A 23,041-nucleotide genomic window follows, 5' to 3' on the forward strand; every position below is an offset into this window, starting at 1 on the left:
GGAATTCTTGATGACCGAAACGACGACACCGGAGACACGGCTCTGGACTCCGGAGGGGTTCCGCGAGGACGAATGGGCTCATGCCGAGAATGCGGACGCGCTCTCCGGCAATGGCCGCTTCATCCTGCCGCTGCAGGCATTCCTTGACCTTGATCCCGAGGTGCGCCGGTCCGCCAAGGAGCGGCTCGGTGTCGTGCTGCAGCCAGGCGATCAGCTCGAGAAGATCGCCGACCTGCTCGACCAGCTGTCGCTGGTGGCGCTGGTTTTCCCGGCCTTCAGCGATGGGCGCTCCTTCTCCAAGGCTGAACTGCTGCGCAGCCGCTATCATTTCGAAGGTGCCGTTCGCGCCACCGGCCAGGTGCTGGTCGATCCTCTGCCGCATATGCTGCGCCTTGGTTTCGACGAGTTCGAGATCTCGAATCCGGTGCTGCTGAAACGCCTGGAAGAGGGCCGCACCGGCGGGCTGGGTCTTTACTATCAGCCAGCCGCCGTGCCGGAGCCCAAGGGCCCGAAATATTCCTGGCGGCGCCTTCGCAACAGCTGACGTTGGGGTAATTCCGCACATCTTTACATAGGCCGTAATCGAGCTTTCTCTTGGGCATCCGGACGGAAACATCCGCCGGGTGCAAGGGAGGACGTCATGGATTTCGACTATGTCATCGCCGGTGGTGGGTCCGCCGGCTGCACGCTTGCCGCGCGGCTGTCCGAGGATCCATCGACAACGATCTGCCTGATCGAGGCCGGCGGCGCGGGCAGCAACCTGCTTGTCCGCGCGCCGGCAGGCATCATCGCCCTGTTGCCGGGGCGGCCGAAGATCAACAACTGGGCGTTCGAAACGGTGCCGCAGCAGGGGCTTGGCGGCCGCAAGGGCTACCAGCCGCGCGGCAAGGCGCTGGGCGGATCCAGCGCCATCAATGCCATGCTCTATACGCGCGGACACCGCGGCGACTATGACGAATGGTCGGACCTCGGCTGCGACGGCTGGTCATGGGACGAGGTGCTGCCCTATTTCAGGCGGGCGGAAGGCAATCAACGCGGCGCTGATGCCCTGCATGGCGGTGACGGCCCGCTGCGGGTTGCCGAGCAGCAAGAGCCACGTCCGCTCTCCCGGGCCTTTGTCGAGGCCTGCGGTGAAAACCAGATTCGCCGCAACGATGATTTCAACGGAGTCGAACAGGAAGGTGCCGGACTTTATCAGGTGACGCAATTCTGGGGCGAACGCCGCAATGGCGAGCGCTGCTCGGCGGCCGCTGCCTATCTGCAGCCGGCCATGAACAGGTCGAACCTGACCGTCATCACCGGAGCGCATGCCACCGCGGTCATCCTCGACGGCAAGCGCGCCACCGGCGTGCGGTATCGCACGGGGAAGGGCGAAGCCGTTGCGAAAGCCAGGCGCGAGGTGATCGTCTGTGGTGGCGCCTTCGGTTCGCCTCAGCTCCTGCTGCTGTCGGGCATTGGCCCGGCCGCCGAGCTAGCCATGCATGGTATTCCGGTCATTCATGAACTGCCCGGTGTTGGCAAGAACCTCCAGGACCACCTCGATTTCATCATGGGCTGGACGTCGAAGGACGCCGACATGATGGGCATCGGCCTGCGCGGCCTGCCTGGCCTGCTACGGCACATGCTGCGCTGGCGGAAAGATGGGGGCGGGATGATCGCCACGCCCTATGCCGAAGGCGGCGCCTTCCTCAAATCCGATCCGGCGATGGAACGGCCCGACCTGCAACTGCATTTCTGCATAGCCATCGTCGATGATCACGGCCGCAAGCTGCATATGGGATATGGCTTTTCCTGCCATGTCTGCGTGCTGCGGCCGCATTCGCGCGGTGAGGTCGGGCTGTCGACTCATGATCCCATGGCACCACCGCGCATCGATCCGCGCTTTCTTTCGGACGAACGCGACGCAGAGCTTTTGCTCAAGGGGGCCAGGATGATGCGTGGTATCCTGGAGGCGCCGGCGCTGGCCAGATATCGCCACAAGGAAATCTACACCGCCGGTGCTTCGAGCGACGCGGAGTTGATGTCCCACATCCGTGCCCGCGCCGACACGATCTATCACCCGGCCGGCTCTTGCAAGATGGGCGTCGACGAGATGGCGGTGGTCGATCCGCAATTGCGGGTGCGCGGACTGCAGGGGTTGCGGGTGGTCGACGCCTCGGTGATGCCGACGCTGATTGGCGGCAACACCAACGCGCCGACCATCATGATCGCTGAAAAGGCGGCGGATATGATCAGAGCAGCCGCTTGACTCCGGTCCAGGTCGACCCGGGATACTGTTTTCGTGTGCCATGAAGGGCTTGCTCCGCCCTCCGGGAAGAAAACTGGTCGTACCAATTGTGCGATTTGCGCTTTTCCTTTTGTCGTCCTGCCCTTAGGATAAGCTATTATTTCATGACCCGAAATAAATAAGGCCACAAGGGAGGAACCGGGAATGGCTGGCAAGAAAATATTGATGCTCGTTGGCGAGTTCAGCGAGGAGTACGAGATCTTCGTCTTTGAACAGGCCATGCATGCCGTCGGCCACACAGTGCATGTCGTCTGCCCGGACAAGAAGGCCGGCGATGTGCTGAAGACCTCGCTGCATGACTTCGAAGGCCACCAGACCTACACGGAAAAGCCCGGCCACGACTACATCCTCAACAAGACGTTCTCCGAGGTGGATCCGGCCAAGTACGACGCCGTCTACGCAGCGGGAGGACGCGGTCCCGAATACATCCGCATCGACAAGCGCGTGCAGGCGCTGGTGCGGCATTTCCACGAGGCCGGCAAGCCGATCTTCACCATCTGCCATGGCGTACAGATCCTGATTGCTGTCGACGGTGTGGTCCGGGGCAGGGAAGTCGCGGCACTGCACTATTGTGAGCCGGAGGTGACATTGGCCGGGGGCATCTACATCGATGTCGCGCCGACCGGTGCCCATGTCGATGGCAATCTCGTTTCAGCCAAGGGCTGGCCGGGCCTGTCCAACTTCATCCGGGAGTGCCTGAAGGTGCTGGGCACCGAGATCCGCCACGGCGAGATCCTGATGCGCAATGAGCGCCAAGCAGCATGAACAGGGAAACGGCCGCCGCGCATCATCGCGTGGCGGTCTTGCTATTTTCTGGTTTTGACGCAATTCCCTGGGGAAAGCGGCCACGCGCCTCCCCAGGAAAACCGTTTCACACTTTTCCTGGAGTTGCCTAGAGCACTTCACCATTTCACGGAAACGGCGAACCACTCTAGTCTAGGCCGAGGCTCGTGCCTCACCGAACGACACCAGCTTGCGGCGGTTTTCGTCCCACAATGCCAGTTTGACGCAGCGCAGGCTGTCGAGCAGAGTGACGCGGCCAATGCCGCGCAGTTCCGGATAATCCCGCAACACTTCCTGCAGCCGGTAGCCAGGCACCTTGGCGGAGAGGTGATGGACGTGGTGGACGCCGATATTGCCGGTGAACCAGTTCAGCACCGGCGGCAGGTCGTAATAGGACGAGCCATGCAGGGCGGCATGCTGGAATTCCCAATCGTCATCCTTTGCCCATTCCGTCTCCTCGAACTGGTGCTGGACATAGAACAGCCAGATGCCGGCCGAGCCGGCGAGAACGACGATCGGCAGATGGACCACCAGGAACGCACCGGGGCCGACGGCCCAGATAAGCAGGGCCGACGCAAGCGTGATGGCGAGATTGGTGGTCATGGATGATACCCAGGGCGTCAAGCCGCCGCGCATCATGCCGACGGGCAGCCTTTGCGAAAAGATGAACAGCCAGATCGGTCCCAGACCGAACATCACCAGCGGGTGGCGATAGAGACGATAGCCAAGGCGCCCACGCCAGGACAATCGGCGGTATTCGGCAACGGTCAGCGTCAGGATGTCGCCCATGCCGCGCTCGTCGAGATTGCCGGCGCTGGCATGATGGGTCGCGTGGGCGCGCCGCCAGCAATCGTATGGAGTCAGCGTCAGGACGCCGAGCGCGCGGCCGATCCAGTCGTCGGCATAGCGGTTGGCAAAGAAGGACCCATGGCCGCAATCATGCTGGATCATGAAGATGCGCACCAGGAACCCGGCCGCCGGAAGGACCAGGATCAGCCCCCACCAATGGCCGTAGGCATAAGCGGCCGCGGACATGGCCCAGAGCGTGGCGAAAGGAATGAGGGTGATCGCGAGTTCTATGGCGCTGCGCCGCCGGTCCGGCTTCTTGTAGCGCGCCAGGATCTTCAGCCAGGCTCGCTTGCTGTTGGCGGCCGCGTCGGGAGAAATCATGTTCATCAGGAAGCATAGGCGGAGGTGCTGCCCTCCCGCAAGATGGCAATCACGCGAAATTACTGTGTGTAATTGTCGCGCGACAGGCCATCCCGGCCTGGTCTTCCGAATTCCGCAATGCAGCGAAGCCTGCCAGATGGCTATCGGCGGCCGTCACCAAGGCTGTTTCTCTCCACCCGGTCCAGCCGGTCAAGCAACTCGCTGAACCGGGTGGGAATGTCGGCCTCGGCGCGGAAAGCCGGCAAGGTGCGCAGAAAGCGTGTCATCGCCTCGGCACCGAACTGGCGCCTGACTTCGGTGGCGAGCTTTTCTCCTTTTTCTGCCTTGTCGCGAGTCATCATTTTCAAAATCCTGTGTCGGCTTCGAAACTCCTCCAGCAAGGGAATGGTTCCCGCATCACGCTTCCGTGGCAAGCGAAGCCGGCAGGTAAGGTAAAGTTTGAATTAAAATCAAAGTAACGCCATTGGTCGCGGTTCAGGCCGGTCCGGTGGCTTACCCCTTGATTTTTGGCCGCCAAACCTCGATATCGGGCACAAAATCCATACCATTCGAGATGACGGGAAACGGCGATGAGCGACCAGGCAAAAGACGAACGCGCGCCCAGTGAAGTCGAGGCGGCAGAGGCCAATGCCGAGCGCACGGAAGGCAGTATCGACGGCGATTATGAAGCGCTTGTGCGGCTGCTGAAGGAAAATGAAGAGCTGAAGGACCGCGCGCTGCGCGTCGCGGCCGAGATGGAGAACCTGCGCCGCCGCACCGCACGCGACGTGCACGACGCGCGCACCTATGCGGTTGCGAATTTCGCCCGCGACATGTTGTCGGTGTCGGACAATCTGCGCCGCGCGCTGGACGCCATTCCCGCCGAGGCCAAGGCGTCGGGCGATGCCGGCTTCAAGGCGCTCATCGAGGGCGTCGACCTGACCGAGCGCGCCATGCTGTCGGCGCTGGAACGGCACGGGGTCAAGAAACTCGCGCCGGAAGGCGAGAAGTTCGACCCCAATTTCCACCAGGCAATGTTCGAAGTGCCCAATCCCGACGTTCCGGCCAACACGGTGGTCCAGGTCGTGCAGCCGGGCTATTCGATCGGCGAACGGGTGCTGCGCCCGGCCATGGTCGGCGTCGCCAAGGGCGGCCCGAAAATCGCCGCCGAGGCGCCGGTCGAGCCGGGGCCGGTGAATGAGCAGGCGGAGAAGGATGCTTGATAGGGGAGTAGGGCAGTAGGGCAGTAGGGCACACTGAGAGCCGTATCAATCGTCTGGCTTCGTGTTATCTAATAGATACTGCCCCATTTCCTTACTCCCCTACTGCCTTAGCCATGCATCCCATCGCCCTTCTCGACTATGCCGGCGTTGCCGTTTTCGCGGCGACCGGGGCGTTGGCTGCGTCGCGCAAGCAACTCGATATTATCGGTTTCCTGTTCCTGGCCAGCGTCACCGGTATTGGCGGCGGCACGTTTCGCGACCTCATCCTCAATGTGCCGGTGTTCTGGGTGGCAAACCGCGACTATGTGCTCATCTGCGCTGTCGTTGCGGTCCTGGTCTTCTTCACCGGGCACCGTGTCGAATCCCGTTACAAGCTGTTGCTGTGGCTCGACGCCATCGGGCTGGCCGCCTTTTCGGTGATGGGCGCGGCAAGGGGCCTCGCAATCACCGGTTCGCCCGTGGTTTCGATCATCACCGGCATGCTGACCGCGACCTTTGGCGGCATATTGCGCGATCTCCTGGCCGGTGAGCCTTCCGTGCTGCTGCGGCCGGAAATCTACGTCACGGCGGCCCTGGCCGGCGCCACCATCTTCACTCTGGGCGATGTCGCCGGATTGCCGCAGATTGTCTCGGGGTTGGCCGGCTTCGTCGTGGCGCTCGCCGTGCGCGGTGGCGCGCTGCGTTTTGGCTGGTCGTTTCCGTCGTACAGGAGCCGGCCGGGAAGGCGGCCGGAGGATATTCCGTGAGTGAGCAGGAAATAGTCAGTGGTCAACAGGCAGTCCGTGATGTCGCGGCGTACTCGCTTCAAGCCGCGAAACGCTGCGCTTCCCCGCCATAGTAGTTGACGTAGCGGGCGCCGATCTCCTTGACCGGCATCACCACGAACACGTCGACCGTCGAGAATTCACGGTCGATGACGCAGCCGTCGCCGATGCGGGCGCCGACCCTCAGATAGCCCTTGACCAGAGGCGGCATCGCCGCGATCGCCGCTTTGGCGTTGACCGCCTCGATCGGCATCAAATCCATGGAGCAGTAGCGATCGGAAACCGCGCGCACGTCCCAGGCGGAGTTGGTGCGGCAGTGATGGGCGAGATAGGTGAGCGCCTCCGCGTGAGCGGCCGGCACGGTGCCATGGAAGGAAGCGCAGCCGGTCATCACGCCGATTTCGTAGTGGTTGATGTAGGCCCAGATGCCTTGCCACAGCGCCTCGATGGTGCGCTTCGAGCGGTATTGCGGCAAAACGCAGGAGCGGCCGAGCTCGAGAAAGCGCTGGCCGGGATGACGGGCGATGAGCTTGGTCAGTTCGAACTCGCCTTCGGAATAGAAGCCGCCGGCGGTGGCCGCGATTTCTTGCCGCAGCAGGCGATAGGTACCGACGATGCGGCGATGTTCGGGGCCGGAAAGCGTCGTATCCAGCACCAGAAGATGGTCGCAGAGCGGATCGAAGCGATCGGCGTCGCGACGGTCCTGCGCCTGGAACAGGTCCTTCCTGGCGCCAAGCTCGTCGTAAAATACCCGGTAGCGCACTTCCTGCGCGGCCGCGATCTCGGCCTCGTTGCGGGCGAGCCGCACTTCGAGGTTGCCGATACGACCGAGCGCCGCGCCTTTTATGACGGAATCGACATTACGCCCGGCAAGCAAGGCGCTGCTGGCGTTTGGCCGAGTGTCACATTCCGGCATAACTGTATGCACGAGTGATTCTCCTTCGAGCCATCCCTCTTGGCACGGGGATACGGTGTAGGTGCAACAGGATTGTGACAGTACCGTGATACGGCGTCGCGGGCAATACTTCGTCGGCTGGCGAAAACGGTCAACCGGCTACGCTAGATGAGAAAACATGAAGCGTCTCGCGCCCACGCGGGGCGCGGCGATGCGCTCCAGGCTCCTTGTTTTCATGCATGTCCTGCCGGCAAAGCCAGGGGTCACTTTTGGTTGAAATGCATTGGCCGCGCGCCAGAAAACCGGTTCAAGCGGCGACCTGGCCCTCGACGGCGTTGACCAGCGCATCGGGGTCGAGCGGCTTGGTGACGAAGCCGCTGGCGCCGTGGGCGAGCACCGCATGGCGGGTCTTTTCCTGGCTGTCGGCCGACAGCACCATGATCGGCACCGGCGGGACCGACGTTTCCTCCTCGTGGCGGCGTATCGCGGCGATCGCGTCCAGCCCATCCATGATCGGCATGTGGAGGTCCATCAGCACCACGTCGAAGCGATGCTTGTGCCCGGCGCTGGTGACGGCCTCGACGGCGGCCTTGCCATTGCCGACCACCTTGACGCGGTGTCCCGCCTTCAACAGCGTGGCGCGGGCCAGCATGGCATTGATGTCGTTGTCCTCGGCGATCAGCACGGACAGGCCCTGCTGTCGGCCAGTCGACGTGCGAAGCGCCGGGGCGCGGCGCTTTTCCGGCTGCGGCTGCGCTAGCGCCGGCGCATGGCTGGTCAAAAGGACACGCAGAAGTGTTCCCCCGCGCACCGGCCGGGCAAGGAACGTCGCGTAGCCGCTGGCGCGGAACTCGCCAAGCATGCCGCGGTCCGTCGGCGCTATCAGCGTGACGGCTTCGCAATCGGAAAAGCCGCTTAGGCGCAGCCGCTTGAGCAGCCTCCCGTCGCTTTCTTCCATGGCCGCGTCGACCAGGAGCACGTCACAGCCGTTGGCCAGGGACGCGGCCTGCGCCGCGGTGGCGGCGATACCGGCCGTACCGCCATTGGCGCGGATGGTGCGGGCGATGGCGTCGGCCTCGACGGCGTTCCTGGACAGGATCACCGCGTGCCTGCCGGCAAGCGCATTCTGCCGGCCCTGCGGTGCCTCGGTGGCCTCCGTGGCCGGGATTTCGAAGACGAATTCCGACCCTTGGCCAAGCCGGCTGGAGACCGAAATCGTGCCGCCCATGGCAGTCACCAGGCGCTTGGAGATGGCAAGTCCCAGTCCCGCCCCGCCATGCGTGCGCGTCGAGGTGCCGTCGGCCTGCTCGAACTCCTCGAAAATGCGCTCCATGTCCTCGTCGCGCAGGCCGGGACCAGTGTCGGCGATGGTGAAGCAGATGCGATCACTGGTCTCGGTGCGGGCGCGCGCGACGCTGACCAGGACGCCGCCGCTGTCGGTGAACTTGATGGCGTTGCCGATGAGGTTGAGCAACACCTGCCTGACCCGGCCCGGGTCGGCGGTGATCATCTGCGGGACATCCGGCTCGACATGGCAGCCGAGGCCGATATCCTTGGCGAAGGCGCGCGCGGCGAGCAATTCGATAATGTTGTCGGCGATCTCGCGCACCGACATCGGCTGCGGTTCCGGATCGAAGCGACCGGCCTCGATCTTGGAATAGTCGAGCAGATCCTCGATCAGGGCGAGCAAGGCGCTGGCCGAGGTCGAGATGGCGCCGACATAGGTCTGCTGCTCCGGCGACAGGCTGGTGTCGGCGAGCAGCCTGGCCATGCCCATGATGCCGTTCATCGGCGTGCGGATTTCATGGCTGACGGTGGCGAGAAAGCGCGATTTCGCCTGGCTTGCGAATTCGGCTCTTTCGCGCGCTGTGATCAGCGAGGATTCGGCGCGCTTGCGGGCTGTGATGTCGCGGGCGATGGCGCGATGCGAGGCCGCGCCGCTGTCCTTGTCGCGCACCGACAGTTCGATCCACGAGAACCAGCGCGGGCCGCCCGGCGTGCGGATGGCGACATCGGTGGAACTCAGGCACTCGTGATCGGAAAAGGCGGCATCGGGAACGATGCCGACCTCGATGCCGAGTTCGGCCAGGGTCTTGCCGGCAAGGTCGCGGTGATCCGCTCCGACGAGATCGGCGAACACCTTGTTGGCATAGACGATATTGCCGTCGCGATCGCGATGGATGACGAGATCGCCAAGCGCGTCGATGAGACCGCGAAAGCGCTCCTCGCTTTCCTGCATCTCCCACATGCGGTCGGCCAGCGTCTCGATCTCGGCGCGGCTGCGCGCGGTGGTCTCGTCCAGCAGCACCGCGGTGCGATGGACGCTGCGTCTGGCGTGCAGATGCAGCGCAAGGCCGGCGAGGCCGGTTGCCAGCAATGCGAGGCTGATGAAGATCGGCGCCCCGGTCAGATGCGCAATGCCCGCCAGTATAATGATGGCAACGAAGGTGAGCAGCGGCAGTCCTTCGCGCCTGGCCAATCGCTGCTCGGGCACCAGCGGCGGCGCGGCGATAAAGCGCCGCGCCGCCGTCGGCGCGGCCACCGCATCGACGTCGTCGCCCTTGCTTGCCTGCCGGCTGTCGGATTCCGCGATCATGCGAAACCCTTGCCAGACAGAGATTATGGAAAATTGCGGCGGATCGTTCGAATTTTAGCGGATAGGGCGTTTTTGTCCTGGTGGCGGCGGATTCGCCACCGGATCTGGCAATTCAGTCCACTGATCCGCGAGGACGTTACATGTCGACGACGACGCGTCCGCGGATCTTGCCGTCGACGATGTCGCGTGCCGTCTCGACGATGCCGTCGAAGCCGATGGTCGTGGACAGGCTGGCAAGCTTCCGCAGGTCGAGATCGGAGCCAATACGGCGCCAGGCCTCGAGGCGCACGGCCTTCGGCGCCATCACCGAATCGATGCCAAGCAGCGAGACGCCGCGCAGGATGAAGGGGGCGACGCTCGACGGCAGATCCATGCCGCCGGCTAGGCCGCAGGCCGCCACGGCGCCGCCATAGGAGGTCATCGACAGGACGTTGGCCAGCGTATGGCTGCCGACCGAATCGATGCCGCCGGCCCAGCGCTCCTTGGCCAGCGGCTTGGCGGGCTGGCTGAGCTCGTCGCGCGAAATCACCTCGGCGGCGCCGAGGTTGATCAGATAAGGGCTTTCGGCGTTGCGGCCGGTCGATGCAATGACATGGTAACCGAGGCTGGACAGGATGGAGACCGCGACCGAACCAACGCCGCCGGCGGCACCCGTCACCACGACCGGGCCGCGGTCGGGAAGGATGCCGTGCCGCTCCAGCGCCATGACGCAAAGCATGGCGGTATAACCGGCGGTGCCGACCGCCATCGCGTCGTGCGCGCTGAGGCCATCCGGCAACGGCACCAACCAGTCGCCCTTGACGCGGGCGCGCCCGGCATAGGCGCCGAAATGCGTTTCGCCGACGCCCCAGCCGTTGAGGATGACCTTGTCTCCCTTGCGCCAGTCTGGATTGGAGGACGAAATCACTGTTCCGGCAAGATCTATGCCCGGCACCAGGGGCCAGCGGCGGACCACCGGCGCCTTTCCGGTGATGGCCAACCCGTCCTTGTAGTTCACCGTCGTCGCCTCGACCGCGACGGTGACGTCGCCCTCCATCAGGTCGGCTTCGGTGAGATCCGTCACGGCGACCGACTGTTTCTTGTCGGCGTCGCGCGAAATCAGGATGGCTTTGAAGGTTTCGGACATCTTTTTCTCCGCGAGCTTGCTTGTCGGTCTGGGACTGTGCGGCGATGGCCGCGCGGGGTCAATCTTTGGAGGGCTTGGCGTTCGAAGGCTTGGGCTCGCGCCGCCAACCGATGAGTTCGTCGAAGACGACCAGTGCCGCGCCCACGGAAATGAAGGCGTCGGCGAGATTGAAGACGGCAAACGACCAGACCGGCGTGTGAAACAGGATGTAATCGATGACGTGGCCGTAGACGGCGCGGTCGATCAGATTGCCCAGCGCGCCGCCGATGATCAGGGCGAAGCCGGTGCGGGCGATGACATGGGCCGATGGCGTGCGGGTGGCGAGACAGAGCACGAAGGCAACGACCAGCACGGCGATGACCACCAGGCCGGTGTCGCCGAAGGAGGAAAACATCGAGAAGGCGATGCCGGTGTTGTAGGTGCGAAACAGCGCCAGGAACGGCACCAGATCGACCTTTTCCTGAAACGGCAGGCCGGTCTCGACCAGATGCTTTATCCATTGATCGAGCGCTATGGCCGCGACGACGAGCATCGCGTAGGGGGACCATGATCTCACGGGCTGGCAACCTTCATTGCTGGTCGGCGGTCGGCTCGAGCTTCAGCGCGCCGCGCCTGATCTCGAACAGCATGATGCCGGTGGCGACGGCTAGATTGAGCGAATCGGCACGGCCCGCTTGCGGGATCCTGAGCAATCGGTCGCAGCTCGCCGCCAGGTTTTCGGGCAGGCCCTGCTGCTCATTGCCCATCATCAGCAGAACCGGCCCACGGGAAAAATCGACCGAGCGGTAATCGACGGCACCCTTCAGGTGCGTGCCGGCGACGAGGCCTGAAAACCCGCCGCGCCAGGCCAGGAAAGCCTCTGTCGTCGCCTTGGCCACCGGCACGGCGAAAATGGAGCCCATGGTGGCGCGCACCGTTTCCACGGAAAACGGATCGGTGGTGTCGCCGACCAGGATGATGCCCTTGGCGCCGACGGCGTCGACGGTGCGGATGACGGTGCCGAGATTACCGGGATCGCGCACCCTGTCGAGCGCCACCCAGACGTCGCCATTGTCGGCGCGGATGTCCTTCAGGGCCAGGAATTTCTGCGAGAAGACGCCGACCACCATTTGCGGATTGTCGCGGCGGGTGATGGCGACAAGCACCTTTTCCGACACTTCGAGCACTGTGCCGCCGGCGGCAACCGTACGTGCCGCGACCTTTTCCACGGCCGCATTGCCGCGCCCTGCCTTGGCGAACACAAGCGTCCTGATCTGCCAGCCAAGGTCGAGCGCATCGATGACCAGCTTCAGCCCCTCGGCCATGAAGGCGTTCTGCTGGTCGCGGAATTTCTTCAGGGCGAGCGCCTTGATGTCCTTGATCAGCGGGTTGGCGAGGCTGGTGACTTCCTTCACCTGGCCGGGTGCGCCTGCGTGCCGCTCGTTCATTCAGGACTCCGGGGCATTCAGGCCACCCAACGCGAAAACAGTGAGGTCGAAAGCGCCCTGCCGGCGGACTTTTCGCGGATGATCAACTCGCCCGATTCGACCTTGCCGCCCATGCCGGCAAACGTGTCGCGCATCAAAGCGTGGATGGCGAAGAAGGAGGCGCGGATCGAATAAGCGGTCAGTACCACGGCAAGCGGCTTCGGCGTCAGGATCGCGCGGCAAAGGTCGGTGAGCGCCGGCAGATCCTCGAACAATTGCCAGACCTCGCCCTTGGGGCCGCGGCCATAGGCTGGCGGATCGAAAAGCACGATGTCGTAGCGGCTGCCGCGGCGCTCCTCGCGCTCGGCGAATTTCACCGCGTCGTCGACGATCCAGCGGATCGGCTTGCTGCCGAGTCCGGCCATCTCCTGGTTTTCACGTGCCCAGCCAATCGCCTTCTTCGAGGCATCGACATGGGTGACCTCGGCGCCGGCGCGGGCCGCCACCAAGGAGGCAAGGCCAGTGTAGCCGAACAAGTTCAGCACCTTGACCGGCCGCTTGGCCGCCGCGATCAACCCGGCCATGTGGTCCCAGTGCGAGGCCTGTTCGGGAAACACGCCGACATGGCGAAACGAGGTGAAACGGCCGAGATAGTCGATGCCATCATGCTTCATCGGCCAGGTCTCGCCAAGCGGCGTCCTGGGGAAGCGCCAGCGGCCGATGCCTTCCTCGTCGGTGTCGCCGGTGAAGATGGCGTCGGCCCGTTCCCAGTCCCTGGCTGGCAGGGCCTTCTGCCAGATCGCCTGCCCCTCGGGCCGCACGATGCGGTAGGGGCCGTATTGTTCAAGTTTCTGGCCGGCACCGCTGTCGAGCAGTGCATAATCGGCATTCGGCGCCACTTCGAGGATGAGCGGCAGCTGCTCGGCCGGCAGGACGCCGTCACGACGGGCGAGGATGCGCGGCGCCGATTTCGGTGCGGGTTGGCTATCCGGCTTCACGTCTCGCGCTTCGCGCGGCCTGGCGTCCGGCCGTGCCGCGCCACGCGCCTCGTGCGGACGTACCTCTCCGGTTCCGCCCTTGGCGGGCGGGCGGCTGTCGCGGCGTTTGTCGCGAAAAGACTTCAAGCGGGGGCATCTCCGAGCGGCGTGCCGCTTTTGGCATAGGGCAACCAGCTTCGCAACCAAGTCCGGAGCTGCCGCCTCTCCTGTTCATGTCGGTCCGAGATAGACCGATGTCAAAGAAACAGGCAAATCTGCTGGATGTCCCGCTCCGAACGTCTCCTCGACCTCATCCAGTGCCTGCGCCGGCATCGCCGGCCGGTGAGCGGACAGACGCTGGCCGATGAACTCGGGATTTCCATTCGAACGCTTTACCGCGACATCGCCACGCTGCAGGGGCAGGGCGCGCCGATCGAGGGGGAAGCGGGCCTGGGCTACGTGCTCAAGCCCGGCTTCATGCTGCCGCCGCTGATGTTTAGCGACGACGAGATCGAGGCGATCGTGCTCGGCTCGCGCTGGGTCGCCAAGCAGCCGGACCAGCGTCTCTCGGCCGCAGCCGCCAATGCGCTGGCCAAGATCGCGGCCGTGCTGCCAGATGATCTGCGTGAGGATCTCGACGCCTCCACCCTGCTGGTCGGGCCGCCGGCACACGCCATGGAGGGCATCGATCTCGGCATGGTGCGGCAGGCCATCCGCAACGAGCGAAAACTCGGCTTTCTCTACCGCGATGCCGGCGGTGTGGCTTCGCAACGCGTCGTCTGGCCGTTCGCGCTCGGTTTCTTCGACAAAGTGCGGGTGGTGGTGGCGTGGTGCGAGATGCGGCAGGATTTCCGGCATTTCCGCGCCGATCGCATATCAGGGCTCAATCCCATCGATACGCGCTATCCGCGTCGCCGCCAGGTGCTGCTCATGGAATGGCGGGCGACGCTCGACAAGCCGCGTGGGTCATAAGGCTACTGCCAGAATCTGACAGTAGCCTATTCTAGGTTCGGGGCATCGAAACGCTGAACCGCGGAGAGTACACATGACCACGCCGAATTTCGTCATCCTCTATGTCGACCAGCCGCTGCGGAGCGGTGCCTTCTACAGCGCGCTGCTTGGTCGCGAGCCGGTCGAAAGCGCGCCGACCTTCGTGCTGTTCGTGCTCGACAACGGCTTCAAGCTCGGCCTCTGGTCGCGCCATACCGTGGAGCCGGCGGCAGAAGCGGCGGGCGGCGGTGCCGAGATCGTGTTCGCACTGGAGACGCCGGAAGCGGTCGACGCGACCCATGCCGACTGGTCGAGGCGGGGCCTGAAGATCCTGCAGGCGCCGACCGACTTGGATTTCGGCCGCACTTTCGTTGCGCTCGATCCCGACAATCACCGCCTGCGTGTCTACTGGCTGTCGGATGGGGCACATAAATGAGGGCGTACTGGATCGCTGTGGCGTCGGCGGAACATGTCCGGCGCGGCCGCAAGGACGGCTTCATGCAGGTCAACCACGGCAAGGCAGCGCCGTTGCGTCGCGTCAAGCCCGGCGATGGTGTCATCTACTATTCGCCGACCACGGTTCTGGGCGAAAAGGATGGCCTGCAGGCCTTCACCGCAATCGGCACCGTGCGGGAAGGAGAGCCCTATCAAGGCGAAATGGGCGGCGGCTTCACGCCGTTCCGCCGCGACGTTGAGTGGATGGCGGCTGAAGAAGCGCCGATCAAGCCGCTGCTCGAACGGCTGGACTTCACCGCCGGCAAGGCGAACTGGGGATATCAGCTGCGCTTTGGCCTGTTCGAAATCACCGATCACGATTTTCGTCTGATCGCCGACGCGATGGGCGCCGAAATGCGGGGGACGGTGAGCTAGACCTTCAGCGCGTTATAAACGGCTATACCGGCGGCAAGGTCCTCGAGTGCCGCGCCAACCGACTTGAACAGCGTGATCTCGTCAGCGGTTGTGCGGCCGTTCCTCTGGCCGCGCGCCAGTTCGTGCAAATCGGCGACGATGGCGTCCGGCTTCAGCAGGCCGGAGGCCAGTGGCTGGACGATGTCGCCGGCTTCCTTGGTGGCGCCGTCGCGGGTGTCGACATAGACCCGGGCACGCGCGATCGCGTCATCATCGCTTTCGCGCATTGTCGGGGTGAAGCCGCCGACCAGGTCGACATGGGTTCCAGGCCGCAGCTGCGCGCCCTTGATCAGCGGCGTGGTGGTGATTGTCGCCGAAGAGACGATGTCGGCCTGGCCAAGCTCGGCATCGAGGTCGGTCGCGGCGCTGGCGGCGAAGCCTTCGGCGCACAAATCGGTCGCGACTTTTTCAGCATTGGCGGGGGTGCGGTTCCAGATGCGGATGGTTTTTATCGGCCGCACCGCCGAATGCGCCTTGGCGAGGAACGGCGACAGGGCGCCAGCACCGACCACAAGCAGCCGCGAGGCATCGTCGCGGGCGAGGTAGGACGCCGCCAGTGCCGAAGCACAAGCCGTGCGCCACTGAGTCAGGCGCTGGCCGTCGATCAAGGCTTCCGGTTCGCCGGTGCTGCCGTTGAGCAGGAGATAGAGCCCCATCACGGCGGGTTTGCCGATGGCGTTGTTGTCGGGTGAGACGGTTACGATCTTCACGCCGATATGGCCACCGGAAGACGTGCCGGCGGCGTTGAAATCGGTCCATGCCGGCATCAGCAGCAGGGTCGAGGCCTCGCCGTCGGGCCGTTCGACCGCGTGATGATGCCTGACGGGTTGTACCGCCCCGTCACGGAAAGCAGCGCGCAACGTCTCGACCAGTCCGGGAAAGGTCAGCGCACGGTCGACCTCGGCGGCCGAAATGGTCAGCATGAAAAGCTCCGTGGAAAGAAAGGCGCCGGGAGGCCGCTCAATTGGTCGGCTTTGGCAATGCCGAACCTTGCGCCGAGCCTTGGGCCGAACCCTGGATCGGTCCCTGTGTTGCCGACGGCGCGCGACTGATCGCCTGGCGCAGGTTTTCCGCCTCGACGCCGCGCTGGCGCGCCAGCTTGCGGTAGCGGCCCTGCTTGGCCCAGGTTGCCAGGCTGCCGACGATCATGCCGATGGCGAGCGCCAGGAAGAGGAAAATAAACAGCGGCAAGGTAAGCGTCAGCTTCGGATTGCCGGGATTGAACGGGTCCAACGTGAAAGCGACGAGTTCGCGGTTGGCGACGGCAAGCGCGATCAGAATGATCGCCAGGGGCACGAAGACCACGATGAGAATGAAGCGATTGAGCATGATTTCTTCCGTGCAAGCGGGCCGGACAAGGCCTTCTGGCGCTGACGCCGCGCCTACTTGCCGCCGTTAAGCCTTTCGCGCAGTTCCTTGCCGGTCTTGAAGAACGGCACCCATTTCTCCTCGACCTCGACGGATTCGCCGGTGCGCGGGTTGCGGCCGGTGCGGGCGGGGCGGTTTTTCACCGAAAAAGCACCGAAGCCGCGCAGCTCCACCCGGTTGCCTTCGGCAAGGGCGTCGGTGATCTCATCGAAGATCGCGCCGACGATGTTTTCGACGTCGCGCAGGAAAAGATGCGGATTGCGCGTGGCAATAATCTGCACAAGTTCGGACTTGATCATCAGACGGGTCCCCGTGAAAGCAGTTCGGTCAAAATTATGAGGATGATTTTATTGGCTTTTTCAGCTGTTCCAAACGGCGCTCAAGGGTGCCAGACGGAAACGAGGCCGTCAAGAAACAAGCGGTCGGCCCCAAGTTCGTGGATGACGTCACCGCTGTAATCAGGCAGGCCGAGGGCGCTGCCGATCGTTTTCACCATGGCTTTTGACCACAGGAAACCGCCGCGCCGTCCCGTGTCCTTCCACTCGACCACCTTGAGCTTGGCGTCGACACCCTTGGTCTCCAGCCAGTCGATCGCCTCGGCCTCGCCACCGACGGCGTCGATCAATCCGTTGGAAACACCCTGGCGGCCGGTGAAGATCGATCCGTCTGCGAGCGCCAGCGCCTGTTCGTGCGTCATCTTGCGGCGCTCGGCGACGATGCCGACAAACCAGTCGTAGCTGTCGAGGATAAGCTTGCGGACCATGGCGCGCTCGTCGTCATTGGTCGGCTTGAAGGGAGAGGGGGAAGCCTTGAGCGGCGAGGATTTCACTTCCTCCAGCTTGACGCCGAGCTTGTCCATCAGGCCGCTGACGTCAGGGTACTGGATCAGCACGCCGATCGAGCCGACGATCGAGGTCTTGCGGGCTACGATGTGGTCGGCCGCACTGGCAATCATATAGCCCGCCGATGCCGCGAGCGTGCCGACTTCAGCCACCACCGGCTTGTCGGCGGCCAGCTTGCGCACTTCCTCGTAGATCGATTCACCACCGACGGTGGTGCCGCCGGGTGAATCGATCGCAAGGATCACGCCTTTCACTTTCGACGACTCGCGGATGTTCTCCAGCCGCTTGATCAGTTCCTCGTCCTCGGTGATGGTGCCTTCGATCCTCACCTTGGCGATATGGTCGACGGCCGAGCCGCCGAGATCGTCGCCGTAGAGCCAGGCCGACAGCGCAATCACCCCGAGTGCCACGATGCCGATGGCCACCACTCGCCAGAATGTCAGCTTGCGCCGCAAGCGGCGGCGGTCGATCAGGTCGTCGGCTCTCAATGCCATGGTCAGCCTCACAGTCGGCGGGAAGAGACGCTTTTAGACCATGATGTCCTTATCGGGAAGCAGTTCCGTCTTCGGCAATCCCGACGCTATCTGTTTTGTGACTGGCCTGCGCCAGGGACGCAAGGTAAGGGGAGAGACGGCAGTGATGAAAAAACGGCGCAAGGACGTGCATTTCTGCTATGAAGTATCGGTTGTTGTGCTGACCTCGTTTTCGTTTGTACAACCACAGTTGTCACATTTTTGCGGTTTTCGTGGGCTTGTGCTTGCTTGAAGGCGCCGGCCCCCCACCTATAGGCGGTGCTCCCTGGCGGCAGGGGTCTAGAAGAAAGCAGTCATGTTAGCGCGATCGAATGAACCGACCAGCCCCGAGATGGAGTTGGCTCCCCCGGCGGATGGCTGGACGCGGGGCGAGGCGTTCGACCGCGCCCAGCGTCATTCGCGCCGCGTGCGCGTGCTCAAATTCGCCGTGCCCCTGGCCGCGGCGCTGATCGCCGTCGCCTTCCCGGTCTATTCCTATCTGGCCGCACCCGTCTCCGTCGCGGTGCAGGCGGACGGCACCGCTTTTTCCAACGGCAAGCTGGTGATGGCCAATCCCAAGCTCAACGGGTTCACCAAGCAAAAGCAGCCCTATTCCATGACGGCCCTGCGGGCGATACAGGACGTCAGCACGCAAGGCATCATCGAGCTCGAGGGCATAGACGCCAAAGTGCCGGTCGGTCCCGACAATGTGGCGGCGGTCAAAGCGTCGCGCGGTACCTACGATCGCGAAGGCAACACGATGAAGTTGAGCAGCGACGTCGAGATCACCACGACCGACGGCATGCAAGCCAAGTTCAAATCGGTCTTCCTCGACATGGGCAAAGGCACTATGAAGACGGATGATCCCGTCGATGTCAGCCGTGGCGGGTCACAGATCACAGCGAATTCCCTGACGGTCCAGGACAATGGCAAGGTCCTGGTGTTCGAGAACAGGGTGCGCGTCAACATCGATCCCGCCGCTCTGAAGGCGGCTGAGGCAAAGGGCGAAGAAGCGAATGTGGCTCAATAGTTCGACACGGCTTGCGGCCGCAACTTCGGCGCTGCTCCTGCTGGGCCTCGTGCCGTCGCTGGCACAGTCCGGTGCCACCAGTCAGGTGTCGGGCCTGAAACTGGCGGGCGATAAGCCGATCCAGATCGAAAGCGACAAGCTGGAAGTCCGGCAGGCCGAAAACGTCGCCATCTTCACGGGCAATGTCACCGTCGTCCAGGGGCCGACGCTGATGAAGGCCGGCAAGATGATGGTCTATTACATCAAGGATCCCAATGCCGCGGCCAAGGGCACGGAAGCCGCCGGCGCGGCGATGACCGGCTCGGCCAACATCGACCATCTGGAGATTTCCGACAAGGTCTACATCAAGTCGGATCAGCAGGTCGCGACCGGCGATCAGGGCAGCTTCGACATGAAGAGCCAGGTGCTGGTGCTTTCGGGCAAAAAAGTCGTTCTGTCTCAGAACGACAACGTCCTGGTGGGCTGCAAGCTCACCGTGCAGATGAAAAGCGGGCTGGCCCAGGTTGATCCATGCGCTGGGCAACGTGTCCAGATGTCGATCACGCCACCGCCGAAGTCGGATGCGTCGAAATCCGGAGCGACGAACCCCTGATGGCCAGCCTGTCATCGCTGACGGCGCGTCTTCCGGGACGAGCCGCAGGCAAGGTTTCGGCTCCTGCCACGATCACCGTCGACAAGACGAAGTTCAAGGGAACCTTGATCGCCAAGGGCCTGACCAAGAGCTACAAGGGCCGCAAGGTGGTCAGTGGCGTCACGCTTGGCGTGCGTGCCGGCGAAGCCGTCGGGCTGCTCGGTCCCAACGGCGCCGGCAAGACGACCTGTTTCTATATGGTCACCGGCCTTGTGCCGGTGGATGAAGGCACGATCGAGATCGATGGCTTCGACGTCACCTCGATGCCGATGTACCGCCGCGCGCGCCTCGGCATCGGCTATCTGCCGCAGGAAGCATCGATCTTCCGCGGCCTCAACGTCGAGCAGAATATCCGCGCCGTGCTCGAAGTGGTCGAAAAGGACCGCAAAGTGCGCGAGCGCAATCTCGACGAACTGCTCGAGGAGTTCCACATCAGCCATCTGCGCAAGGCGCCATCCATGTCGCTTTCCGGCGGCGAAAGGCGGCGTCTGGAGATCGCGCGTGCGCTGGCGACGCGCCCGGCCTACATGCTGCTCGACGAGCCCTTTGCCGGCATCGATCCGATCGCCGTCGCCGATATCCAGCAACTGGTTCGCCACCTGACGGCGCGCGGGATCGGTGTCCTCATCACCGACCATAATGTCCGCGAGACGCTTGGTCTGATCGACCGCGCCTACATCATCCACGCCGGTCAGGTGCTGACCCATGGCCGCGCCGACGAAGTGGTGGCGAACCCGGATGTGCGGCGGCTTTATCTCGGTGAGGGTTTTACGCTCTGACTTTTCCCGCACAATTCGGGACGGGAAGCCCTGACGCGGTTTTCTTTCCGGAATCGCCTTGGGCGTGAAATTTGTTTCCTGACACGATTTTTTGCGCGTTACAGCCTGATTTTCGGCAATTTTGCTCCGGCATAACGCTCCGGTAAGCGGCTTTTGCTAGGCTTTGCCTTGACAAGCAAAAGCCGGGCCAGTTTCTATGGTCGGCCGTGAAATTCATTTCCGGAAGTCCTGACGCGTAGAGGAGGCGTTTGAAACCGAACCATGGCGTTGGCGGCGAAACTACAGCTCCGACAGTCGCAGTCGCTGGTGATGACGCCGCAGCTGATGCAGTCGATTCGGCTGCTGCAGTTCACCCATGTCGAGCTCGAGCACTTCATCGACGAGGAAATCGAGCGCAACCCGCTTCTGGAGCGCGCCGAGCCGCAGGACGACGCCGCGAGCGACCAGGCGCAGAAGATCGACGTGGAGCCGCAAGCGGCCGCCGATGGCGACTGGTTCGACAAGGAGGCGGGATGGAGCGCCGAGGCGATTTCGGAAAAGCTCGATACGTCGCTGGAAAACCTGTTTCCCGACGATCCCGGCACCAGCGAGCGGCTCGGGCCTGACCTGACGGCGCAATGGAAGTCGGCTTCGGGCAGCGGCGGCGGCTCCTCGTCCGAGGGGCTCGACGCCGGCGACATGGCGGCGAGCGCCATCACCTTGCGCGACCATGTCGGCGAGCAGGTGGCACTCGCCTTTGCCGATCCCGCGGCCCGGCTGATCGCGGGCGAACTCGCCGATGGCCTGGACGAGACCGGCTATGTCAGGGTCGATCTCGCGGAGATCGCCACGCGTCTGGGCACTGATGCAGCGAGCGTGGCCAAGGTGCTGGCGGTGTGCCAGACTTTCGAGCCGGCCGGACTGTTCGCCCGCGACCTTGCCGAATGTCTTTCGCTGCAGCTTGCGGTGCGCGACCGCCTCGACCCCGCTATGAAGGCCCTGGTCGCCAATCTGGAACTCCTGGCGCGGCGCGATTTCCAGACGCTGAAGCGGATCTGCGGCGTCGACGAGGAGGATCTGCTCGACATGCTGGCCGAGATCCGGGCCCTCGATCCGCGCCCGGGCATGGCATTTTCGGGCGGTGCGAGCGACGCCATCGTCGCCGATGTCGAGGTGCGCGCGGCCAATGACGGCAGCTGGACAGTCGAACTCAATGCCGAAACACTGCCGCGCGTGCTGGTCGACCATATCTATTTCGCCCAGGTGTCGCCGCATGCGAAGAACCAGGCGGAAAGGGATTTTCTGGCCGAGTGCCTGCAAAATGCCAACTGGCTGACGCGCAGCCTCGATCAGCGGGCAAAGACGATCCTCAAAGTGGCCTCGGAAATCGTGCGCCAGCAGGATGCGTTCCTGGTCCATGGCGTGCGCCAGCTGAAGCCGCTCAATTTGCGCACGGTGGCCGACGCCATCGGCATGCACGAATCGACCGTCAGCCGCGTCACCGCCAACAAATACATGCTGACCCCGCGCGGCGTGTTCGAACTGCGCTATTTCTTCACCGCCTCGATCGCCGCGTCGGGCGGCGGCGACGCGCATTCCTCGGAAGCAGTGCGGGATCGCATCAAGCAGCTGATCGACGAGGAGAAACCCGTCGACGTTCTGTCCGACGACGCGATCGTCGATATGCTCAGGGAAAGCGGCGTCGATATCGCCCGGCGCACGGTCGCCAAGTACCGGGAGGGCATGAATATTCCGTCTTCCGTGCAGCGCCGGCGCGAAAAGCGGGCGCTCGCCAGCGCCGGCCGCTAAGGCAATTCCAGGAAAAGCGTGAAGCGGTTTTCCGACAGGAATTGCGTCGAGACAAAGTGGTGGAGTGGGTCGGCGTTTCCGTGAAACGATGAACCGCTCCATGCCCTCCTGATTTTCCACAGCTTTCGAGCTTCATTGACAAGCCCGGGGGAAGTGGCTAGAAGCCCGCCCGCATGAGACGGGCCCGATGCCCGCTAGCGGATGGTCCGTCACGACAATGGCCTCGGGACGGTCAAAAAGGCGGCTTGTGATCAACCGGAAAGTTCGGATTTAAATCGGCGCCAGTGACGCCGCAAAGCTTGTGCGCACGGACCACAAGTATAAACTCAGGCCAGTTTGAAGCCTGAGCAAGGAAGGTCAGTTTTCAGATGAATCTGCGCATATCGGGAAAACACATGGATATCGGCGATGCGTTCCGCACGCGCATCAACGATCGTGTCGGCGAAGCGATCGGCAAATATTTCGATCGCGGCTTTGCGGGACACGTCACCGTCATCAAATCGGGCTCGCGCTATTCGGCGGATTGCATGATTAGGCTGGATTCGGGCGCCTCGCTGCAGGCTACCGGCGACGCCCAGGATCCGACGCTCGCCTTCGAGGCCGCGGCCGACCGGCTGGAGACCCGGCTTCGGCGCTACAAGCGCCGTCTCAAATCTCACAATTCAGGCAATGGCAATGGTGAGTTGACCGATATCGCCTATACGGTGATGGCGCCGCTTGCCGATGACGACGAGGAAATCCCGGAGGATTTCGCGCCGGCCATCGTCGCCGAATCGACCATGACGCTGAAGACCATGTCGGTGGCCTCGGCGGTCATCGAGCTCGATACCAAGGACAGTCCGGTGTTCGTTTTCCGCAACGCCGGAACCGACCATCTCAATATCGTCTATCGCCGGCCCGACGGAAACATTGGCTGGATCGACCCGTCCACGACCAAGGTCGCGCAGGGATAAAAGCCAGCCGCACGAGGGGTGGGGACTGGCGAC

25 protein-coding genes are annotated in these 23,041 nt (G+C 63.5%); 13 read left to right on the forward strand and 12 right to left on the reverse strand.

Translation table 11 applies throughout. The features are described 5' to 3' along the window. The first annotated feature begins 10 nt into the window (after window positions 1-10). From EB230_RS09450 to EB230_RS09460, 3 genes are all read left to right on the forward strand, one after another. Window positions 11-544, forward strand: coding sequence for a DUF934 domain-containing protein (locus tag EB230_RS09450; RefSeq protein ID WP_056577820.1), 534 nt, complete (start codon window positions 11-13; stop codon window positions 542-544). A gap of 96 nt (window positions 545-640) precedes the next feature. Continuing rightward, entirely contained in the window at window positions 641-2,248 is a 1,608-nt protein-coding gene (locus EB230_RS09455; protein WP_172372161.1) for a GMC family oxidoreductase N-terminal domain-containing protein, read from the forward strand. A gap of 183 nt (window positions 2,249-2,431) precedes the next feature. Then, entirely contained in the window at window positions 2,432-3,052 is a 621-nt protein-coding gene (locus EB230_RS09460) for a DJ-1/PfpI family protein (RefSeq protein WP_172372164.1), read from the forward strand. Window positions 3,053-3,223: 171 nt separating this feature from the next. Here the strand turns inward: EB230_RS09460 and EB230_RS09465 are convergent, their stop codons facing one another. Both EB230_RS09465 and EB230_RS09470 read right to left on the reverse strand, forming a co-directional pair. Then, window positions 3,224-4,246 carry a fatty acid desaturase gene (locus EB230_RS09465; protein ID WP_172372166.1) on the reverse strand — a complete coding sequence of 341 codons (1,023 nt, stop codon included), beginning with the start codon at window positions 4,244-4,246 and terminating at the stop codon, window positions 3,224-3,226. 134 nt (window positions 4,247-4,380) lie between these two features. Further along, window positions 4,381-4,581 (reverse strand): hypothetical protein, encoded by a 201-nt coding sequence (locus EB230_RS09470; RefSeq protein WP_056577812.1) that lies wholly within the window; start codon window positions 4,579-4,581, stop codon window positions 4,381-4,383. Between the two features lie 228 nt (window positions 4,582-4,809). On the opposite strand from EB230_RS09470, the gene grpE reads away from it, so the two are divergent. Together grpE and EB230_RS09480 are read left to right on the forward strand one after the other, a co-directional pair. Then, window positions 4,810-5,442, forward strand: coding sequence for a nucleotide exchange factor GrpE (gene grpE / locus EB230_RS09475; RefSeq protein ID WP_056577811.1), 633 nt, complete (start codon window positions 4,810-4,812; stop codon window positions 5,440-5,442). A gap of 113 nt (window positions 5,443-5,555) precedes the next feature. Then, entirely contained in the window at window positions 5,556-6,188 is a 633-nt protein-coding gene (locus EB230_RS09480) for a trimeric intracellular cation channel family protein (protein WP_172372168.1), read from the forward strand. A 58-nt stretch (window positions 6,189-6,246) separates the two neighbouring features. On the opposite strand, the gene EB230_RS09485 is transcribed toward EB230_RS09480, so the two are convergent. The 6 genes from EB230_RS09485 to EB230_RS09510 all read right to left on the reverse strand — a co-directional run bounded on the left by EB230_RS09485 (window position 6,247) and on the right by EB230_RS09510 (window position 13,353). Then, complete coding sequence (locus EB230_RS09485) at window positions 6,247-7,122, reverse strand: GNAT family N-acetyltransferase (protein ID WP_056577807.1); 876 nt, start codon at window positions 7,120-7,122, stop codon at window positions 6,247-6,249. 286 nt (window positions 7,123-7,408) lie between these two features. After that, entirely contained in the window at window positions 7,409-9,697 is a 2,289-nt protein-coding gene (locus EB230_RS09490) for a PAS domain-containing hybrid sensor histidine kinase/response regulator (RefSeq protein ID WP_056577805.1), read from the reverse strand. A gap of 136 nt (window positions 9,698-9,833) precedes the next feature. Further along, window positions 9,834-10,823, reverse strand: coding sequence for an MDR family oxidoreductase (locus EB230_RS09495; RefSeq protein ID WP_056577803.1), 990 nt, complete (start codon window positions 10,821-10,823; stop codon window positions 9,834-9,836). A gap of 58 nt (window positions 10,824-10,881) precedes the next feature. Then, window positions 10,882-11,379, reverse strand: coding sequence for a signal peptidase II (gene lspA / locus EB230_RS09500; RefSeq protein WP_056577801.1), 498 nt, complete (start codon window positions 11,377-11,379; stop codon window positions 10,882-10,884). A gap of 13 nt (window positions 11,380-11,392) precedes the next feature. Continuing rightward, window positions 11,393-12,250 carry an RNA methyltransferase gene (locus EB230_RS09505; RefSeq protein ID WP_056577799.1) on the reverse strand — a complete coding sequence of 286 codons (858 nt, stop codon included), beginning with the start codon at window positions 12,248-12,250 and terminating at the stop codon, window positions 11,393-11,395. Window positions 12,251-12,267: 17 nt separating this feature from the next. Continuing rightward, window positions 12,268-13,353, reverse strand: coding sequence for a class I SAM-dependent rRNA methyltransferase (locus EB230_RS09510; protein ID WP_056577797.1), 1,086 nt, complete (start codon window positions 13,351-13,353; stop codon window positions 12,268-12,270). A 135-nt stretch (window positions 13,354-13,488) separates the two neighbouring features. Here EB230_RS09510 and EB230_RS09515 point away from each other — a divergent pair, with 135 nt between their 5' ends. From EB230_RS09515 to EB230_RS09525, 3 genes are all read left to right on the forward strand, one after another. Beyond that, window positions 13,489-14,178 carry a YafY family protein gene (locus EB230_RS09515; protein WP_056577795.1) on the forward strand — a complete coding sequence of 230 codons (690 nt, stop codon included), beginning with the start codon at window positions 13,489-13,491 and terminating at the stop codon, window positions 14,176-14,178. Between the two features lie 73 nt (window positions 14,179-14,251). Continuing rightward, a complete protein-coding gene (locus EB230_RS09520) occupies window positions 14,252-14,632 on the forward strand; it encodes a VOC family protein (RefSeq protein ID WP_056577793.1) in 381 nt (126 codons plus the stop codon). After that, window positions 14,629-15,066, forward strand: a complete 438-nt coding sequence (locus EB230_RS09525; protein WP_056577791.1) for an EVE domain-containing protein — start codon at window positions 14,629-14,631, stop codon at window positions 15,064-15,066. Before EB230_RS09520 ends, EB230_RS09525 begins: the two co-directional genes overlap by 4 nt. Here EB230_RS09525 and EB230_RS09530 read toward each other — a convergent pair. The 4 genes from EB230_RS09530 to sppA form a co-directional block, all read right to left on the reverse strand. Further along, on the reverse strand, window positions 15,063-16,028 hold the full coding sequence (locus EB230_RS09530; protein ID WP_056577789.1) for an ornithine cyclodeaminase family protein: 966 nt from the start codon (window positions 16,026-16,028) through the stop codon (window positions 15,063-15,065). The two genes, EB230_RS09525 and EB230_RS09530, sit on opposite strands and share 4 nt — an antisense overlap. A 37-nt stretch (window positions 16,029-16,065) precedes the next feature. Next, window positions 16,066-16,434, reverse strand: coding sequence for a hypothetical protein (locus tag EB230_RS09535; RefSeq protein WP_056577786.1), 369 nt, complete (start codon window positions 16,432-16,434; stop codon window positions 16,066-16,068). Between the two features lie 53 nt (window positions 16,435-16,487). Next, complete coding sequence (locus EB230_RS09540; protein ID WP_006200394.1) at window positions 16,488-16,772, reverse strand: integration host factor subunit beta; 285 nt, start codon at window positions 16,770-16,772, stop codon at window positions 16,488-16,490. An 80-nt stretch (window positions 16,773-16,852) separates the two neighbouring features. Continuing rightward, window positions 16,853-17,809: a signal peptide peptidase SppA gene (gene sppA, locus EB230_RS09545; protein ID WP_056577954.1), complete on the reverse strand. Its 957-nt coding sequence runs from the start codon at window positions 17,807-17,809 to the stop codon at window positions 16,853-16,855. Window positions 17,810-18,143: 334 nt separating this feature from the next. On the opposite strand from sppA, the gene lptC reads away from it, so the two are divergent. The 5 genes from lptC to raiA all read left to right on the forward strand — a co-directional run bounded on the left by lptC (window position 18,144) and on the right by raiA (window position 23,008). Next, window positions 18,144-18,857 (forward strand): LPS export ABC transporter periplasmic protein LptC, encoded by a 714-nt coding sequence (gene lptC, locus EB230_RS09550; RefSeq protein WP_056577784.1) that lies wholly within the window; start codon window positions 18,144-18,146, stop codon window positions 18,855-18,857. Continuing rightward, on the forward strand, window positions 18,844-19,449 hold the full coding sequence (locus EB230_RS09555) for an LptA/OstA family protein (RefSeq protein WP_056577782.1): 606 nt from the start codon (window positions 18,844-18,846) through the stop codon (window positions 19,447-19,449). Before lptC ends, EB230_RS09555 begins: the two co-directional genes overlap by 14 nt. Continuing rightward, window positions 19,449-20,267, forward strand: a complete 819-nt coding sequence (gene lptB, locus EB230_RS09560; protein ID WP_056577780.1) for an LPS export ABC transporter ATP-binding protein — start codon at window positions 19,449-19,451, stop codon at window positions 20,265-20,267. The genes EB230_RS09555 and lptB overlap by 1 nt, the downstream gene beginning before the upstream one ends. 261 nt (window positions 20,268-20,528) lie before the next feature. Then, the gene (gene rpoN, locus EB230_RS09565) at window positions 20,529-22,055 is read left to right on the forward strand and encodes an RNA polymerase factor sigma-54 (RefSeq protein WP_056577778.1); all 1,527 of its coding nucleotides are present in this window, start codon (window positions 20,529-20,531) and stop codon (window positions 22,053-22,055) included. 368 nt (window positions 22,056-22,423) lie between these two features. Beyond that, the gene (raiA, locus tag EB230_RS09570) at window positions 22,424-23,008 is read left to right on the forward strand and encodes a ribosome-associated translation inhibitor RaiA (RefSeq protein WP_027043252.1); all 585 of its coding nucleotides are present in this window, start codon (window positions 22,424-22,426) and stop codon (window positions 23,006-23,008) included. Window positions 23,009-23,041 lie beyond the last annotated feature (33 nt).

It is taken from the genome of Mesorhizobium sp. NZP2234, from assembly GCF_013170765.1.
Classification (GTDB): domain Bacteria; phylum Pseudomonadota; class Alphaproteobacteria; order Rhizobiales; family Rhizobiaceae; genus Mesorhizobium; species Mesorhizobium loti_D.

Coding starts and splice junctions, on each gene's coding strand:
- EB230_RS09450 (WP_056577820.1), top strand. CDS start 11: ATGACCGAAACGACGACACCGGAGACACGGCTCTGGACTCCGGAGGGG.
- EB230_RS09455 (WP_172372161.1), top strand. CDS start 641: ATGGATTTCGACTATGTCATCGCCGGTGGTGGGTCCGCCGGCTGCACG.
- EB230_RS09460 (WP_172372164.1), top strand. CDS start 2,432: ATGGCTGGCAAGAAAATATTGATGCTCGTTGGCGAGTTCAGCGAGGAG.
- EB230_RS09465 (WP_172372166.1), bottom strand. CDS start 4,246: ATGAACATGATTTCTCCCGACGCGGCCGCCAACAGCAAGCGAGCCTGG.
- EB230_RS09470 (WP_056577812.1), bottom strand. CDS start 4,581: ATGATGACTCGCGACAAGGCAGAAAAAGGAGAAAAGCTCGCCACCGAA.
- grpE (WP_056577811.1), top strand. CDS start 4,810: ATGAGCGACCAGGCAAAAGACGAACGCGCGCCCAGTGAAGTCGAGGCG.
- EB230_RS09480 (WP_172372168.1), top strand. CDS start 5,556: ATGCATCCCATCGCCCTTCTCGACTATGCCGGCGTTGCCGTTTTCGCG.
- EB230_RS09485 (WP_056577807.1), bottom strand. CDS start 7,122: ATGCCGGAATGTGACACTCGGCCAAACGCCAGCAGCGCCTTGCTTGCC.
- EB230_RS09490 (WP_056577805.1), bottom strand. CDS start 9,697: ATGATCGCGGAATCCGACAGCCGGCAGGCAAGCAAGGGCGACGACGTC.
- EB230_RS09495 (WP_056577803.1), bottom strand. CDS start 10,823: ATGTCCGAAACCTTCAAAGCCATCCTGATTTCGCGCGACGCCGACAAG.
- EB230_RS09505 (WP_056577799.1), bottom strand. CDS start 12,250: ATGAACGAGCGGCACGCAGGCGCACCCGGCCAGGTGAAGGAAGTCACC.
- EB230_RS09515 (WP_056577795.1), top strand. CDS start 13,489: ATGTCCCGCTCCGAACGTCTCCTCGACCTCATCCAGTGCCTGCGCCGG.
- EB230_RS09520 (WP_056577793.1), top strand. CDS start 14,252: ATGACCACGCCGAATTTCGTCATCCTCTATGTCGACCAGCCGCTGCGG.
- EB230_RS09525 (WP_056577791.1), top strand. CDS start 14,629: ATGAGGGCGTACTGGATCGCTGTGGCGTCGGCGGAACATGTCCGGCGC.
- EB230_RS09530 (WP_056577789.1), bottom strand. CDS start 16,028: ATGCTGACCATTTCGGCCGCCGAGGTCGACCGTGCGCTGACCTTTCCC.
- EB230_RS09535 (WP_056577786.1), bottom strand. CDS start 16,434: ATGCTCAATCGCTTCATTCTCATCGTGGTCTTCGTGCCCCTGGCGATC.
- EB230_RS09540 (WP_006200394.1), bottom strand. CDS start 16,772: ATGATCAAGTCCGAACTTGTGCAGATTATTGCCACGCGCAATCCGCAT.
- sppA (WP_056577954.1), bottom strand. CDS start 17,809: ATGGCATTGAGAGCCGACGACCTGATCGACCGCCGCCGCTTGCGGCGC.
- lptC (WP_056577784.1), top strand. CDS start 18,144: ATGTTAGCGCGATCGAATGAACCGACCAGCCCCGAGATGGAGTTGGCT.
- EB230_RS09555 (WP_056577782.1), top strand. CDS start 18,844: ATGTGGCTCAATAGTTCGACACGGCTTGCGGCCGCAACTTCGGCGCTG.
- lptB (WP_056577780.1), top strand. CDS start 19,449: ATGGCCAGCCTGTCATCGCTGACGGCGCGTCTTCCGGGACGAGCCGCA.
- rpoN (WP_056577778.1), top strand. CDS start 20,529: ATGGCGTTGGCGGCGAAACTACAGCTCCGACAGTCGCAGTCGCTGGTG.
- raiA (WP_027043252.1), top strand. CDS start 22,424: ATGAATCTGCGCATATCGGGAAAACACATGGATATCGGCGATGCGTTC.